At 70.2% G+C, this 15,250-nt stretch carries 13 protein-coding genes; 7 read left to right on the forward strand and 6 right to left on the reverse strand.

The window, feature by feature from the left end; genetic code table 11:
* The first annotated feature begins 8 nt into the window (after nt 1-8).
* A complete protein-coding gene (locus ABZ027_RS16120; protein ID WP_356768577.1) occupies nt 9-1,109 on the forward strand; it encodes a mechanosensitive ion channel family protein in 1,101 nt (366 codons plus the stop codon).
* A gap of 70 nt (nt 1,110-1,179) precedes the next feature.
* Here ABZ027_RS16120 and ABZ027_RS16125 read toward each other — a convergent pair whose 3' ends face one another.
* The 4 genes from ABZ027_RS16125 to ABZ027_RS16140 form a co-directional block, all read right to left on the reverse strand.
* Nucleotides 1,180-2,718 carry a M1 family metallopeptidase gene (locus ABZ027_RS16125; RefSeq protein ID WP_356768579.1) on the reverse strand — a complete coding sequence of 513 codons (1,539 nt, stop codon included), beginning with the start codon at nt 2,716-2,718 and terminating at the stop codon, nt 1,180-1,182.
* A gap of 257 nt (nt 2,719-2,975) precedes the next feature.
* On the reverse strand, nt 2,976-3,473 hold the full coding sequence (locus ABZ027_RS16130; protein ID WP_356768581.1) for an SRPBCC family protein: 498 nt from the start codon (nt 3,471-3,473) through the stop codon (nt 2,976-2,978).
* Between the two features lie 49 nt (nt 3,474-3,522).
* Nucleotides 3,523-5,598, reverse strand: a complete 2,076-nt coding sequence (locus ABZ027_RS16135) for an ATP-binding protein (protein ID WP_356768770.1) — start codon at nt 5,596-5,598, stop codon at nt 3,523-3,525.
* Between the two features lie 427 nt (nt 5,599-6,025).
* Nucleotides 6,026-6,526 (reverse strand): cupin domain-containing protein, encoded by a 501-nt coding sequence (locus ABZ027_RS16140; RefSeq protein WP_356768583.1) that lies wholly within the window; start codon nt 6,524-6,526, stop codon nt 6,026-6,028.
* Nucleotides 6,527-6,775: 249 nt separating this feature from the next.
* Between ABZ027_RS16140 and ABZ027_RS16145 the strand changes: the two genes are divergently transcribed.
* Nucleotides 6,776-7,741: a helix-turn-helix domain-containing protein gene (locus tag ABZ027_RS16145; protein ID WP_356768585.1), complete on the forward strand. Its 966-nt coding sequence runs from the start codon at nt 6,776-6,778 to the stop codon at nt 7,739-7,741.
* A gap of 112 nt (nt 7,742-7,853) precedes the next feature.
* Here ABZ027_RS16145 and ABZ027_RS16150 read toward each other — a convergent pair whose 3' ends face one another.
* Nucleotides 7,854-8,357, reverse strand: coding sequence for a MarR family transcriptional regulator (locus tag ABZ027_RS16150; RefSeq protein WP_356768587.1), 504 nt, complete (start codon nt 8,355-8,357; stop codon nt 7,854-7,856).
* A gap of 283 nt (nt 8,358-8,640) precedes the next feature.
* Between ABZ027_RS16150 and ABZ027_RS16155 the strand changes: the two genes are divergently transcribed.
* The 5 genes from ABZ027_RS16155 (at nt 8,641) to ABZ027_RS16175 (ending at nt 13,859) form a co-directional block, all read left to right on the forward strand.
* On the forward strand, nt 8,641-8,826 hold the full coding sequence (locus tag ABZ027_RS16155) for a hypothetical protein (protein WP_356768589.1): 186 nt from the start codon (nt 8,641-8,643) through the stop codon (nt 8,824-8,826).
* Nucleotides 8,823-9,398: an NAD(P)H-dependent oxidoreductase gene (locus ABZ027_RS16160; RefSeq protein ID WP_356768591.1), complete on the forward strand. Its 576-nt coding sequence runs from the start codon at nt 8,823-8,825 to the stop codon at nt 9,396-9,398. Before ABZ027_RS16155 ends, ABZ027_RS16160 begins: the two co-directional genes overlap by 4 nt.
* 97 nt (nt 9,399-9,495) lie before the next feature.
* Nucleotides 9,496-10,440, forward strand: a complete 945-nt coding sequence (locus ABZ027_RS16165; protein ID WP_356768593.1) for an NADP-dependent oxidoreductase — start codon at nt 9,496-9,498, stop codon at nt 10,438-10,440.
* Nucleotides 10,441-10,621: 181 nt separating this feature from the next.
* The gene (locus ABZ027_RS16170; protein WP_356768595.1) at nt 10,622-12,841 is read left to right on the forward strand and encodes an NADP-dependent isocitrate dehydrogenase; all 2,220 of its coding nucleotides are present in this window, start codon (nt 10,622-10,624) and stop codon (nt 12,839-12,841) included.
* 220 nt (nt 12,842-13,061) lie between these two features.
* Entirely contained in the window at nt 13,062-13,859 is a 798-nt protein-coding gene (locus tag ABZ027_RS16175; RefSeq protein ID WP_356768597.1) for an N-formylglutamate amidohydrolase, read from the forward strand.
* A gap of 7 nt (nt 13,860-13,866) precedes the next feature.
* On the opposite strand, the gene ABZ027_RS16180 is transcribed toward ABZ027_RS16175, so the two are convergent.
* Entirely contained in the window at nt 13,867-15,240 is a 1,374-nt protein-coding gene (locus tag ABZ027_RS16180; protein ID WP_356768599.1) for an NtaA/DmoA family FMN-dependent monooxygenase, read from the reverse strand.
* Between the last annotated feature and the right edge of the window lie 10 nt (nt 15,241-15,250).

Below are 15,250 nucleotides of genomic sequence, written 5' to 3' on the forward strand. Positions count from 1 at the left end.
GGTGACCGGTGAAGCGAGCCCTCACCGTGGACGACCTGGTCATCGCGGGAATCGCCGTGGCCGCGGGTCTGCTGGCGGCGTTCCTGCTGCGGATGCTGCTGCGCTGGCTCGGCAAGCACGCCGACCGCACCCGCTGGGGCGGCGACGACGTCATCGTGGACGCGCTGCGCACGGTGGTGCCGTGGGCGGCGGTCGCGGGCGGTGCGGCGTCCGCGGCGGCGGCCCTGCCGCTGATCTCCGCGGTCCAGCACACCGTCAACCAGATCCTGACCGTGCTGCTGATCTTCGTCGTCACGGTGGCGTCGGCCCGGGTCGTCGCCGGATTGGTGCGGACGGTGACGCAGTCCCGCTCCGGGGTCGCCGGGTCGGCCACGATCTTCGTGAACATCACCCGGGTGCTGGTGCTGGCGATCGGCTTCCTGGTGGTGCTGCAGACGCTGGGCATCTCCATCGCGCCGATGCTCACCGCCCTGGGGGTCGGCGGTCTGGCGGTCGCCCTGGCCCTCCAGGACACCCTGGCGAACCTCTTCGCCGGTATCCACATCCTCGCCTCCAAGACCGTCCAGCCCGGCGACTACATCAAGCTGAGCAGCGGCGAGGAGGGATACGTCGAGGACATCAACTGGCGTCAGACGACGGTCCGCGCGCTCTCCAACAACCTGGTCGTGATCCCCAACGGGGAGCTCGCGAAGACCAACATGACCAACTTCATGCGTCCCGAGCAGCAGTTGACCATCCTGGTCCAGGTGGGCGTCGCCTACGACAGTGACCTCGAGCAGGTCGAGCGGGTCACCTGCGAGGTCGTCACCGAGGTGATGACCGAGATCACCGGCGCCCTCCCCGATCACGAGCCGGTGGTCCGCTTCCACACCTTCGGCGACTCCAGGATCGGGTTCACGGTGATCCTGGGCGTCGGCGAGTTCAGCGACCAGTTCCGGATCAAGCACGAGTTCATCAAGCGGCTGCACCGGCGCTACCGCGAGGAGGGCATCCGGATTCCGGCGCCCGCACGGACGGTCGCTCTGCAACAGGGCACGGTGGTCATCCCGCAGCAGCGCGGCGTCACGGAGACCGAGCCGGGCGAAGTCGCCTCCACCCGGCTCGACTGAGCCGCTGCCCGGGCCGGGCCTCGCCCCGCCTGGGCCCTCACCCGCCTGGGCCGTCGCCCCGCCCGGGCCTTTACAGGGTGGCCGAGTTGTCGTGGTAGTGCCCGTTCGTCCGGGTGTTCGGCGCGACGAGCGACGCGGTCGCCGGAGTGACCGTCCAGTCCGGGTGGCCGGGCATCCGCGGGGTCTTCGTGCCGTACAGCCAGTCCCGCAGGAATCCGGACAGGTCCTGGCCGGAGACCTCGGAGGCGACGGTGATGTAGTTCTCCGTGGACGCCGCGGAGTTGCGGTACCGGTCCAGGAAGGCGCGCTCGACGGAGCCGAAGGCGGCCTCGCCGATCAACTGCCGCAGCGCGTACAGGACCAGGACGCCCCCGAGGTAGCGCTGGCTGTCGAAGAGGTTCGTCGCGTTGGGTGAGGCGACCGGACCGGAGGTTTTTCGCCACTGGTCACCACGCGCGTAGGTGTCCTTCATCCGGGCTTCCATGGTGGTCAGCCCGAGAGAGTCGGTCCAGCCGCGCTCGTAGCGGTAGAGCAGCCCGTAGAAGTCGGCGTGACCCTCGTTCAGCCAGAGGTCGGCCCAGGTGGCGGGGCTGACGCTGTTGCCGAAGTAGGAGTGGACCAGCTCGTGCATCATGTGCGAGCCGATCTTCGACTCGTCCTGGAGCAGGAAGTTCGGCTTGTAGAGGGTGAGGGTCTGGGTCTCCAGACCCGTGAAGTCGAAGGCGTTCGCGGCGTCGGAGTTGCAGGGCAGCAGCCCGTACGTCTCGAAGGGGAACGCGCCGAGCCGCTGCTCTATCCAGCTGATCTGCCCCGCGGTGAGGGAGAGCGCCGGTTCCAGGGAACTGGCGCGGGCGGTCGGCACAACGTCCCTGAGGGGCAGTCCGCCGGGGCCCTGACGGTCCTTGACGACGTAGTCGCCGACCGTGATCTGCACCAGTTCGGTGGCCATCGGCTCACGCGACCGGTAGGTGTACGCGGTCCTGCCGTCGGTGAGGGTCTCGGTGCGGACGAGGAAGCCGCTCGCGACCCCGCGCAGGCCGCTGGGCACGGTGACGCGGACGGTGAAGGCCGCCTTGTCCTGCGGGTGGTCGTTGCACGGGAAGACGGTGTGCGCCGAGTCCGGCTGGGGGCAGACCGCGAAACCGTCCGGTGTGGGGACCCAGGCGGTGTGCGCGAGGGACCTGCGCGGGTCGGCGGTGTACGCCACCACGACGGTGGCCGTGCACTTGTCTTGCAGGCTGCGCACGGGCGTGACCCGCAGTTTCTCTCCGACCTGCTCGAAGTCGGCCCCGTGGCCCGCGACGCGGACGGACGTGATGTCCAGGCCGAGGGCGTCCAGGGAGAAGCGGCTCAGGGCCTGCGTGGTGCGGATCTCCAGCGTCGCCGTGGCGGTGACGAGCTTGGTCGTCGCGTCGTACGCGAAGTCGAGGGTGTAGGCCGAGACGCGGTACCCGTCGTTGCCGAGGCTCGGGAAGACGGGGTCGCCGAGGGTCTCGGCGCCCGGGGAGGCGGCCGCCGGGGCGGCGTGGGCGGAAGACCCCACGGTCAGCGCCGTGGCGACGCCTATCAGGGCGGTGGCCGGTGCCGTCACTCTGGTGCGATATCTCATGGTCCGCTTTCGCTGGGACGGCCGGGTGGTCGGGTCCGGCCGTCGGTCAAAGGGCGATCACAGTGCATGACCACGAGTTCAGACGTCTCGGTTGCCTCAGAGGGCGATTTATCCGGCATCGCTGTGCTTTGTATAGATGTTCGTGCCGGACCTGGTGGGGGCGATGGGGTTCATGGGCCGCAAGAGAAGCACCGTCGGCCAGGCCCTCATCGAGACCTCGTCGAGCACGCAGCGACCCTCGGCATCGACATGGGCGCTTACTCCTCCATGACGCCATTGGGCGTTTCCTGCACCACGGTCACCATCCTGGTGAGTGCAGCGCGCATGTAGCGGATCCAGAGCTGCTTGAACGGCCCTGCGACGATCCAGCGGCGGCCTGGCAGCGGCCGGAAGTCGTACGTCCAGCGGATCGACGTGCCGGTGCCGTCGGGCAGGAACGACCACTCGCCGCGCACCCCGGAGACCAGCTTGGCCAACACGTTGGTGAAGCCACTCAGTTCATAGGCGAACCCGTGCCCCTCCGCGATCTCGGTGAGCCGCTCGTCGGCCTTGGAACCGTCGGTGAACCAGGTCTGGCGCGACGTCCCCGGTCGGTTCCAGGTGCCGGTCTGGTCGCGCACTTCCGCGACGCCGGGGAACGGTCCCCACGGCTTGAACACCTGGGCGAGGTCGATCGGCACGATGACCTGGTAGGTGTGGGCGGGGCTGGACGTTGTACGGGCGAAGACGGTGATCGGGACACTCGTTTTGGTCATGCCACGAGCATCGCGGCCGGCGCCTGCCCGAGGCAGACACCTGTGCTGTTCAACCGTGCCCAGCGCTGCCCACGGTGCACTCCTTCGGCACCTGGGGCGACGGGGTCGGTGTGGAGGTCGTGGCCGGTTGTCGCAGCAGTTGTTCGGTGAGGCGTTCCTTGGCCAGGGCGAGATGGCGCCGGTAGGTGCCGTAGGGCACTCCGAGCCGCCGGGCGGCAGCCCTGTGGGTACGCGCGGCCGTGATGTAGGTGGCGGTGAGAGCCTCGTGAGCCTTGACGCCCGCAGGATCGGTCTGCAGTGCGTCGAGCGCGGTGATGATGGCGCCGCGCAGGTCGGCGATCGGATCGGATGAGCCCGGCGGCACGAGATGGGAGTGCAGCAGGACGCTCGTCGCGAATTCGCGAGGGGCGTGCCAGGTACGCAGCGCCTCCAGAGCTCCTTCCTCGAACGCGACGCGCGACAGTTGGTCGACCGGGCCACTCGTGGCGGCGGTTGTGGGCCATGTCGCAACGGGCGTGACCGTGGTGCGAGCCCGGTGCTGCACCCACTGTTCCACTGTCTGCAGTCGCCAGTCCCGGCCGAAGACGTGCTGTCGCCGCTCGCCGAGGTCCACGGCCGCGACCTCCGGCATGCCGGCCTCGGCGAGGTAGCGTCCCCACCGGCCGGCGTCTTCGAAGACGGTGAAGGTCACGGCGCGTCCGTGGGCGCGCATCTCCTCGCCGATGGTGCGCCGGCTGATGAGCTCCATCAGGGGCGAGGGCCGCTGTCGCCCGCCGGGTTGCACCGCGAAGCGGCGGATGCCCAGGTGCTCGCCCGGTCTCAGGGGAGCGGCCGCCTCCACAAGGTCCCAGACTGCTGCGATCACCGGGTCCTCGGCACGGTCCTCGGGCAGGGGGGCGTCCAGTCGCAGGATGGCCATGAACGACACGGGTGCGGAGGAGCCCGCATAGCGGTGGACGCGGAAGGCCTCCGGCTGGCGGCGCACCCAGTGCGCGACAGCGGCCGCCGATGCCGGGCCTTCGGCTTCCTCGGCCATGCGCAGCACACCGGGCACGTCCTCGGGCCGCAGCGGGGTGTCTTCGATGTGCGGGTGCATTCGGTAGTTGTAGAGATTGTCCGGTCCGCCCTGGTGACGGAAGAGGAACATCCACTCCGCGACCCGTAAGGGCGCGTCGTCCTCGGTGGCGCCGCGTACGGCCCGCAGGCCCGCCAGCGAGATGTGGACGCGGATGTCGTCGTAGCGCTCGGGGTCCCGCCAGCGCAGGTCGGCCTCGAGGGTCGCTCGCACCGCGTCGTGCGGGTGCAGCCCCTCGGGGCCGGCCTCGATGTAGGGCAGCTGGCGCAGCCAGGAGAACACTGTGTCGGTGTCCTCGTCGCCCAGCACCGTGCGCAGCAGAGACTCGCGAGTGACGTAGGCCTGCGCGACGACCTCGAGGGCGCGCCGGTGGACGGCGCTGGGCAGGTCGCCCACCAGCCTCTCGACCAGGGTCGTCAGCACGTCGCCGGTCGGCTCCCACAGTGCGCCGAGTGCGGACGGGGGCAGGGAGGCGGCCAGCGAGAGAGCGAGCGGGCTGCCTCCCGCGAAGGCGACGAAGGCGCCCCGCTGCTCGGCGGGAACACCGCGGGCGGCGAGCAGAGCGTCGGACTGCGCGACGTCCAGCGGCCGCACGGCCAGCGCGGTGAACAGCTGCGCCCACCCAGGGTCCAGCGACCACTCGGCGTCGGGGGCGACCCTGCCGGCCACCACCACGATCGCATGGTCGGCGAGCCGCGGCAGGAAGCTCTCACGCAGCCACGCCTCAAGGGGCTGACACTGCTCGAAGGTGTCGATGAGCAGCACCGCACCGGGTTCGGCGCAGGCCAGGGCCGCGGCCTCCTCCAGCCGGCGCGGGTCGGCGTCGAGGAACCGTCCGTCCACGTGTACCACGCGGCGGCCGATGAGCTCGGCCTGCCGAGCGGCGTAGCGCACCAGCGAGGACTTGCCGATGCCTCCGGGACCGTGCAGGTACACCACGAGCGGAGCGTCCGGCGCCCCGGACAGCATCCGGTCGAGCACCGCCCGCTCCGGTTCCCTGCCCACCAGCGCACCGGCTCGTGCCGAGGCCAGCCGGTCCGCCAGTCCCACCGCTTGCAATCTGCGCTCCTCGGAAATAGCAGTAACAGTCAGCCTGTCAGCGGTCGCACCGCCGGACCGCCCACGCGATCACACCACTCAGCCCGGCCGCATCCGTGACCGGAGCAGGCCCGGGACCGGCCGGGCCCCCGGTCACGTCGGAGGCAGGCCGTCCCCGCGCGCCGCCCCTGTGGGCTAGGGCGTGTTGCGAAAGTCCCGCCTGCCTGGCGACGCCGGGCACGCTCCCCCACTGCCTTAAGGGCGTGGGAGGTGCCCCCACTCGCCGCACCGGGCGAAAGCCCGAGTACGTCCAGTACGAGGGCTTCCGCCCGGCACGCCGAGAGCACGCTCCCCCACTCTCGGCTGCGCTCGAGCGGGGGCCCCCATGACGCCGCCAGGCCCGCCCTCCGGGCGGACGACGGGACTTTCGCAACACGCCCTAGAGGAACTCGCTCCGGTAGGTCGAGGCCAGCTCGGCCGCCCGGCGGCGCCGCTCCATGAGCTCGTCCTCCGTCAGCTGCGGCGGCGGCGCGTCCTTGCCCGCGACGACATCGCCGATGCGCAGGAAGTACTCGTCCTGGCCTGCCGGGGTGCACATGCACAGCATGCGAGCCGGCGCACCCGAGATGTTGCGGAAGTTGTGCGGCGCGTTGGCCGGAACGTTGACCGTGGACCCGGCCCCCACGGTGTACTTCTCGCCGCGGAAGGTGAACTCGATCTCGCCCTCGAGGATCGTGAACATCTCCTCGAAGTCGTGCCGGTGCGGGGGCGGGCCGCCGCCGTCGGGCACACGCATGTCGATCAGGCAGTACCGGCCGTCGGTCTGCTCGCCGGTGACCAGCATGGCGTACGTGTTGCCCACCAGTGAGACGTATGTGGTGCCGGGGTCGTCCGGGTTGGCCACGGTCAGGGACCGGGACGGATCGTCATCGGGAATCATCGCGGTTGTCTCCTCGAAGGTCGGTCAGGTGGGGATCAGTGGTCGGCGGGACCACGACTTCGTCACCGGGGCAGTGGCCCCGCGGCGACGCCGGCCCGCACGGCGGCAGCCCGGTCGGCGGCACTCGCGGCCGGAAGATCGTCAACGGTCGGGGCGTAGCCAAGAGTAGGAACGGGTGTGCGAAGAAAGCGTGTACTTTTGCGACACGAGATGGGATCCCGGCGACAACTCCATCCGCGCGGAGGGCAGATGAGCGGCAGACCGAGCGCCAAGGTGGGCGCGTTCACCATCGACGTCGACTCCACCGGTATGGGGCGGGGAACGTGGAAGTTGTTCGTCGACACCTGGAACGCCCGCATGGGCGACCTGTATCCCCTGCCGGAGTTCAGCGCTTCCACGGTCGACGGCTTCGAGGGAATCATGCGCTCGGTGACCCTGCAGGAGACGGTCGTCAACGAACTCTGGGGCTCCTCATCCGTGCGCACCCAGGCGGTCGGTACGCATGAGCACGACCACATCAGGCTGTACGTCGGGCTGCGAGGTGTGACGACCCTGCGGGACCCGCACGACCAGGGCGGTGACGCCCACGTCTCGGCCGGCACCTATTTCATGCACCACGTCGTGACGGAGAACCACTTCCACACCACGCCCGAGATCGGCAGGCGTATCTTCATCTTCCCCGGTGACGCTCTGCGGTCACTGGTAGCCGGGAAACCACGCACCGGCCGGGCCACCTCGCCCGCGGCGCAGATCCTCATGGCACACACCACCATGGTCCAACGGACCGTGAGCGACCTCGGCCCGGCGGGCGTGCACGCGGCCCGCAACGCCCTGCTCGAACTGGCCAAGGGGCTGGTCCTGGACCACTTCGACGACCGCGAGCCCACCTTCACCCCGGCGCTGGCGCAAGCGGCCAAGGATCTGGCCGATGTCCGGCTCACCGACGCCGAGTTATCGCCGGCCGCGATCGCCGCGCACCTGCACGTCTCCGTCCGCACCCTGCAGCGGGCCTTCGCGAGTCTGGACGAGTCGTTCAGCGCCTACATCCGCCGCCGACGCCTGGAGGAAGCCGCCGCGGCACTCACCGCCTCCGGGTCGCGGCTCACCGTGTCCGAGGCCGCCGCGCGCTGGCACTTCACCGACAGCAGCCACTTCATCCGCGCTTTCAAGAAGCAGTACCGAGCGACACCGGCGCAGTTCGCACAACGGGCCTGACGACTCGGTCTGTCTCCGCCCGCGTTCCCGTTCACCGCGACTGCGGGCTGCCCGGCGTCCTGCCGTGTCCCGATCCGCTGCGGTCGCCGGGGCTCCGACGCCTGTCGAGTCCTTATGCTCCGCCTTTGCGGCGGCGAGACGCGGCCGAGCGGGGCGGCGTCGAGCGCATGTGCTCGCGCACCGGCGCCAGCAGGTCGGCGAGAGCCTTGACGTCATCGCGCGACAGCGGCTCGAACAGGAGGCCATTGACCACCTCGACGTGACCCGGCAGCACCTTCGCGAGCAGCACACGTCCGGCCTCGGTGAGGGTGACGGTGACGCTCCGCTCGTCGTCCAGTGAGGGAGCGCGGACGACCAGGCCTTCCTTCTCGAGCAGACCTACCTGGTACGTCAGGCCGCTGCGGCTGTAGACGACGCCGTCGGCCAGGTCGGTCATGCGGTGGCTGCCCGTCGGCGAGTCTCCGAGGCGGGCCAGCAGTTGGAACTGCACATAGCTGAGATCACCGGTCTCGCGCAGCTGCTGTTCGACCGCGTGCCTCAGCAGGCTGGTCACCTCGACGAGGTCGAAGTAGGCGCCGAGTTGCACGGGGTCGAGCGACGGCGATGAATCAGGCATGACGGCAGTCTACTGCTTCGAATTCGAAGAGAGTGGCTGCCGCCGTGCCGGCCGCCACGGGCGGAGCCGGAACTGAACTCCTCCGCGAACACCGGTGCCATCCCAGGTGAAGTGAGCCGGACGCGAGGGTCTCAAGGGCCCGATGTCGTGACCCCGCGAGCGCATGGCGTGGGCAGTGTTGGGCCCCACTGAGCACTCCAGAACATGGAGATCGGGCAATGCTGCGGCGCAGGGTTACGAGCAGGAGGACGGCGCCGCCGCCCACGGATCCCGAGGACCGGCCATGAGCATCCCCCACCTCGCGCAACGTGAGGACCAGCAGCAGCTCGAGTGGATCGGAGGGAGTGTCTTCAGCGTCCTGCTCGACGCCGAGGCGACCGGTGGGCATCTGACCGTCGGCTGCCTCGACGTCAGCACAAGCGAGGCGCCCGGCCGCAGGGAGAAGGCCATGAACGCGATGCCGGGATGAGCGCCGCCGCGTGGACTCCGGTGTCCTTGGCCGTCGTGAGCGCCGGTGTCGGCCATCCGCGTCCGACTCGCCGGCTCGCGGACTGGGTCGCGGAGGCGGTGTGCCGGTCGCTGGCGGCCGGCGGTGCGCGCGCCGAGGTGGAGGCGGTGGAGCTGCACCGGCTGGTGGCCGATCTCGCCCAGCACTCCGCCCAGGGCCGGGTCAGTCTCGACCTGCGGGAGGCGATCGCGGCGGTCGGGGCGGCCGACGGGCTGGTGGTGGCGACCCCGGTGCTCGCCGCGTCTCCGAGCGAGGTGTTCGACTCGTTCCTCGCCGCCCTCGGGCACGGAGTCCTCTCTCGCATGCCGGTGCTGCTGGCGCTCGACAGCAGTTCCGACCGGCAGCCACCCGACATCACACAGGTGATGCGCAGGCGCCTGACCGACATGCACGCCGACCCCGTGCCCACGCTCGTCGTCGCAGGCCCCGCCGACTGGCAGGCCACGGCCCACAGCGACGCGGCGCGGCTGCGCGCCTGCATCGACCGAGCCGCCGCGGAACTCGCCGCGGCGATGCGCGCGCACCGGCAGTAACCAGTACCACTTGCTTCGAATTCGAAGTAGAGGTACCGTCCTCAACAGTTACTTCGAATTCGAAGCAACTTGGATCACAATGAAGGTGAGAACAGTCATGAAGGCAGTGCGTTTCCACGAGTACGGCAACCCCGACGTCCTGGGCTACGAGGACGTGGAGCAGCCCGTCCCGGGGGCCGGTGAGGTCCGCATACGCGTCGCCGCCACGTCCTTCAACCCCGTCGACGCCAACATCCGCGCCGGCTTCATGCGCGGCCCCATCCCGGTGGACCTGCCCCACACTCCGGGCATCGACGTCGCCGGCACCGTCGACGCGCTGGGCGAGGGCGTGGACGGCATCGCGGTCGGCGACGACGTCATCGGCTTCCTGCCGATGGACGGGGCCGGAGCCGCCGCGGAGTACGTCCTCGCACCGGCCGAGGTCCTGACGCCCGCGCCCAAGAACGTCCCGCTGGCCGATTCCGCCGCGCTGCCACTGGTGGGCCTGACCGCGTACCAGGCGCTGTTCGAGCACGGCAAGCTGACGGCCGGGCAACGCGTGCTGATCAACGGCGCCGGCGGAGCGGTCGGCGGCTACGCCGTGCAGCTGGCCAAGAACGCCGGTGCCCACGTCATCGCCACGGCCGGCCCGCGCAGCAGCGAAGCGGTCCGATCAGCCGGTGCGGACGAGGTCATCGACCACACCACCACCGTGGTGACGGCGGCGCTGACCGAGCCGGTCGACGTGGTACTCAACCTCGCCCCGGTCGACCCCGCCGAGCTGGCCGCGCTGGTCACCCTGGTCCGTCCGGGCGGCGTCGTGGTGAACACAACGGTCTGGATGCCCGCCCCCAGCGACGAGGAGCGCGGCGTGCGCGGCGTCGACCTGTTCGTCCGCAGCGACACCGACCAGCTGGCGCAGCTGGTGGCGCTGATCGACGGCGGCGAGCTCCGCGTCGCCGTCGCCGAACGCGTGCCGCTGGCCGAGCTGCCGACGCTGCACACGCGGGCCGCCGAGGGCGCGGTGCACGGCAAGGTCATCGTCGTCCCGTCCATGGTCTGACGCCGCTCCTCCACCGAGAGGAAAGGGCCATGACATTAAAGAGGATGCACGGCGTCCCCGGAAGGCCGCGTCCAGTTCACAGGAGTGTGTCCGGAAGTACCCGAGGACCCCTGTCGATACCGGGTCGGCCACGAGATATCTTGATGTCGAGCAATGTTGCAGACGTGGAGCGGAGCACCCGGTGACTGACTCGACCATCATCTATACGCACACTGACGAGGCCCCGGCCCTGGCGACGTATTCCTTCCTGCCGGTGGTCCAGACGTACGCCTCGCAGGCGGGTGTCGCCGTGGAGACGCGGGACATCTCGCTGGCCGGGCGCATCATCGCGTTGTTCCCGGAGTACCTCACCGAGGACCAGCGGATCCCGGACGCGCTGGCGGAGCTCGGCGAGCTCGCCAAGACGCCCGAGGCGAACATCATCAAGCTGCCGAACATCTCGGCGTCGATCCCGCAGCTGAAGGCCGCGGTCGCCGAGCTCCAGGCGCAGGGCTACGCGCTGCCGAACTACCCGGACGACCCGAAGACCGACGAGGAGCGGGACATCCAGTCCCGCTACGACAAGGTCAAGGGCTCCGCGGTCAACCCGGTCCTGCGGGAGGGCAACTCCGACCGCCGTGCCCCCGCGTCGGTCAAGAACTACGCCAAGAGCCACCCGCACCGCATGGGCGCCTGGACCTCCGAGTCGAAGACGAACGTGGCGACGATGGGTGTCGACGACTTCCGCTCCACCGAGAAGTCGGTCGTGATCTCCGAGGCGGGCACGCTGCGGATCGAGCTGGTGGGCGACGACGGCTCCACCACCGTGCTGCGCGAGTCGGTACCGGTCACCGCGGGCGAGGTCGTCGACGCCTCGGTCATGCACGTCGCGCCGCTGCGTGAGTTCCTGACCGCGCAGATCGCCCGCGCCAAGGCGGAGGGTGTGCTGTTCTCCGTGCACCTCAAGGCCACGATGATGAAGGTCTCCGACCCGATCGTCTTCGGTCACGTGGTGCGCGCCTTCTTCCCGAAGACCTTCGCGAAGTACGGCGAGACGCTCGCCGCGGCCGGCCTCACCCCGAACGACGGTCTGGGCGGTATCCACAAGGGCCTGGAGTCTCTGCCCGAGGGCGCCGAGATCAAGGCCTCCTTCGACGCCGAGCTCGCCGAGGGCCCCGCGCTGGCGATGGTCGACTCCGACAAGGGCATCACCAACCTGCACGTGCCCTCCGACGTGATCGTCGACGCCTCGATGCCGGCCATGATCCGCACCTCCGGCCACATGTGGGGCCCGGACGGCCAGGAGGCCGACACCCTCGCGGTGCTGCCGGACTCCTCGTACGCCGGTGTCTACCAGGCCGTGATCGACGACTGCCGCGCCAACGGCGCCTACGACCCGTCGACGATGGGTTCGGTCCCGAACGTCGGCCTGATGGCGCAGAAGGCCGAGGAGTACGGCAGCCACGACAAGACCTTCGAGGTCGCCACCACCGGCACGGTCCGCCTCGTCGACCAGGCCGGCGACGTGGTGATCGAGCAGACGGTCTCCGCCGGTGACATCTTCCGCGCCTGCCAGACCAAGGACGCCCCGATCCGGGACTGGGTGAAGCTGGCCGTCACCCGTGCCCGCGCCACCGGCAGCCCCGCCGTGTTCTGGCTGGACGAGACGCGTGCGCACGACGCCAACCTGATCGCCAAGGTCAAGGCGTACCTGCCGGAGCACGACACCGAGGGCCTGGACATCCGGATCCTCAACCCGGTCGAGGCGACCAAGCTGTCGGTCGAGCGCATCCGCCGCGGCGAGGACACCATCTCCGTCACCGGCAACGTGCTGCGTGACTACCTGACCGACCTGTTCCCGATCCTGGAGCTGGGCACCAGCGCCAAGATGCTGTCGGTGGTCCCGCTGATGGCGGGCGGCGGTCTGTTCGAGACCGGCGCCGGCGGCAGCGCGCCGAAGCACGTCCAGCAGCTGGTCAAGGAGGACTACCTGCGCTGGGACTCGCTCGGTGAGTTCTTCGCTCTGGTCCCGTCCCTGGAGCAGTTCGCGACGGCCACCGGCAACACCCGCGCCAAGGTCCTCGCCGACACCCTCGACCGCGCCACGGCGACCTTCCTCAACGAGGACAAGTCCCCGACCCGTCGCGTCGGCGGCATCGACAACCGCGGCAGCCACTTCTTCCTGTCCCTGTACTGGGCGCAGGAGCTGGCGAAGCAGACCGACGACGCGGACCTGGCGAAGGCCTTCGCGCCGCTCGCCGAGACCCTCACGGCGAACGAGCAGAAGATCGTCGACGAGCTGAACGCCGTCCAGGGCAAGCCCGCCGACATCGGCGGCTACTACCAGCCCGACCCGGCCAAGGCAGCGAAGGTCATGCGCCCGTCGACCACGTGGAACGAGGCGCTGGCATCCCTGAGCTGACGCCGAGCCCACACGGGCACATCGCGTGACTCCGCCCCGACCGGCGACCAGCCGGCCGGGGCGGAGCCATGTACGCGGCACCGCGTGCACCGGGCGTGGGCACCGGCGAGGGCGGCGGTCCCACGCTCTCGTCACGCTCGCCACGGCCGCTGCCCGCCGGCCACGGTGTGGCACCGTGATCGTGCACCACACCGCCGACACCGTCCCCGGGAGCAGCCCCATGACCTCCGCCGCACCGTCCTTCGAGCTGCTGCCCGGCGCCGGTGAGTCACCGGTGATCCTTCATGTGCCGCACTCCTCGCGGGAGATACCGGCAGATGTGCGGGACGGCATCCTGCTCGGTGACGCGGAGCTGGAGCGGGAACTCGACCACATCGTCGACGCGCACACCGCCGAGCTCGCCGCCGCGGCGGCGAGGCTGTCCGGCGTCGTTCCCTGGCGGTTCGTCAACCGGCTGTCCCGGCTGGTCGTCGATCCGGAGCGGTTTCCGGACGAGCGGGAGGAGATGCTCGCCGTGGGGATGGGCGCCGTGTACACACGCACCACGCACCGCGCCCCGCTGCGGTCCGCGGACACCGACCCCGAGCCGTTGGTCGCGCGGTACTTCGAGCCGTACGCGCGGGCGATGACCGACGCCGTGGCCGGGCGGCTGGCGGCCGCCGGGCGGGCCGTCGTCATCGACGTGCACTCCTATCCGACCGAAGCGCTCCCCTACGAGTTGCACGGCGACGGGCCCCGGCCGCCCGTCTGTCTGGGCACCGACCCCTTCCACACCCCCGGCGGTCTGCTGGGCGCTGCCCGGGAGGCCTTCGCGGGGCTCGGCGAGATCGGGCTGGACAGCCCGTTCGGCGGGGCCTACGTTCCGCTCGCGTTCTACGGCAGGGATCCCCGGGTGAGCGCGCTGATGGTGGAGATCCGCCGGGACACGTACATGAGCGAGCCGGGCGGGCCCGCCGGGCCGGGTCTCGGCCGCCTCGCGCAGGCCCTGGCCGACCTCGTGGGGGCCGTGAGCGGCTGAGGGGACGTCACGAGGCCGCCCGTTCGCCCCGTACGTCGTCCGGGTGGGCGAGGCCGAGTTGGTGGCGCAGGGTCGGGCCCTCGTACTCGGTGCGGAACACGCCCTGTTCCTGGAGCAGCGGGACGACCTGGTCGGCGAAGGTGTCGAGGCCGCCGGGTGTGATGTGCGGGACGAGGATGAAACCGTCGGCGGCGTCGGCCTGGACGTAGTCGTTGATGGTCTTCGCGACGGTGGCCGGGGAGCCGACGAAGTTCTGGCGGTTGCCGGTCTCGATGACCAGGTCGCGGATGGACCAGTTGTTGGCCGCCGCGCGTTCCCGCCACTCGCGGGCGGTGGCCAGCGGGTCCCGGTACATCCGCACCTGGGCGCGGCCCTTGGAGATGTGGTTGTCGCTGACGTCCGGGTCGATGTCGGGCAACGGCCCGTCCGGGTCGTACGCCGACAGGTCCCGGTTCCAGACGAACTCCAGGTGCTTGATGGCGGTGGCCCCGCTGACCTGCTGCCTCCGGACCTCCTTGGCGGTCTCCTCTGCCTCGCGGTCGGTGTCGCCGAGCACGAAGCTCGCGGCGGGCAGGATCTTGAGCTGGTCGTGGCGGCGGCCGTACTTGGCCAGGCGCTTCTTGACGTCCGTGTAGAAGTCCTGGCCCTCCTTCAGGGTGGCGTACCGGCTGAAGATCGCGTCGGCGTCGGAGGCGGCGAACTCGCGGCCCTCGTCGGAGTCTCCCGCCTGGAAGATCACCGGTCGGCCCTGGGGTGAGCGCGGGACGTTGAACTGCCCGTGGATGTCGAAGTGTTGACCGGTGTGGACGAAGGACCCGGCCTTCGCGTCGCTCAGGAAGGCGCCGCTCGCCCGGTCGGCGAGGATCTCGTCGCCGTGCCAGGAGTCGAAGAGTTCGTTCGCGGTGGCCAGGAACTCCTTCGCCCGTGAGTAGCGCTCGTTCTGCGGGAGGAAGCCGCCGCGGCGGAAGTTCTCGCCGGTGAACGCGTCCCAGGAGGTGACCACGTTCCAGGCGGCGCGCCCGCCGGAGAGGTGGTCGAGGCTGGCGAACTGGCGGGCCACCTCGTAGGGCTCGTTGAAGGTGGAGTTGATGGTGCCGGTGAGACCGAGGTGCTCGGTGACGGCGGCGAGCGCGGCGAGGACGGTGAAGGTGTCGGGGCGGCCGACGACGTCCAAGTCGTAGATCTGGCCGCCCTGTTCGCGCAGCCGGAGCCCTTCGGCGAGGAACAGGAAGTCGAACTTGGCGCGTTCGGCGGTGCGGGCGAAGTGGGCGAAGGAGCTGAACTCGATGTGGCTGCCGGCCTCGGGGTCGCTCCACACGGTGGTGTTGTTGACGCCCGGGAAGTGGGCGGCGAGATGGATCTTCTTCAGTGGCTTGCTCATGGGAACTGTG

Origin of the sequence: Streptomyces sp. NPDC006332 (assembly GCF_040612855.1) — a bacterium.
Taxonomy (GTDB): domain Bacteria; phylum Actinomycetota; class Actinomycetes; order Streptomycetales; family Streptomycetaceae; genus Streptomyces.

Coding starts and splice junctions, on each gene's coding strand:
- ABZ027_RS16125 (WP_356768579.1), bottom strand. CDS start 2,718: ATGAGATATCGCACCAGAGTGACGGCACCGGCCACCGCCCTGATAGGC.
- ABZ027_RS16130 (WP_356768581.1), bottom strand. CDS start 3,473: ATGACCAAAACGAGTGTCCCGATCACCGTCTTCGCCCGTACAACGTCC.
- ABZ027_RS16140 (WP_356768583.1), bottom strand. CDS start 6,526: ATGATTCCCGATGACGATCCGTCCCGGTCCCTGACCGTGGCCAACCCG.
- ABZ027_RS16145 (WP_356768585.1), top strand. CDS start 6,776: ATGAGCGGCAGACCGAGCGCCAAGGTGGGCGCGTTCACCATCGACGTC.
- ABZ027_RS16150 (WP_356768587.1), bottom strand. CDS start 8,357: ATGCCTGATTCATCGCCGTCGCTCGACCCCGTGCAACTCGGCGCCTAC.
- ABZ027_RS16155 (WP_356768589.1), top strand. CDS start 8,641: ATGAGCATCCCCCACCTCGCGCAACGTGAGGACCAGCAGCAGCTCGAG.
- ABZ027_RS16160 (WP_356768591.1), top strand. CDS start 8,823: ATGAGCGCCGCCGCGTGGACTCCGGTGTCCTTGGCCGTCGTGAGCGCC.
- ABZ027_RS16165 (WP_356768593.1), top strand. CDS start 9,496: ATGAAGGCAGTGCGTTTCCACGAGTACGGCAACCCCGACGTCCTGGGC.
- ABZ027_RS16175 (WP_356768597.1), top strand. CDS start 13,062: ATGACCTCCGCCGCACCGTCCTTCGAGCTGCTGCCCGGCGCCGGTGAG.
- ABZ027_RS16180 (WP_356768599.1), bottom strand. CDS start 15,240: ATGAGCAAGCCACTGAAGAAGATCCATCTCGCCGCCCACTTCCCGGGC.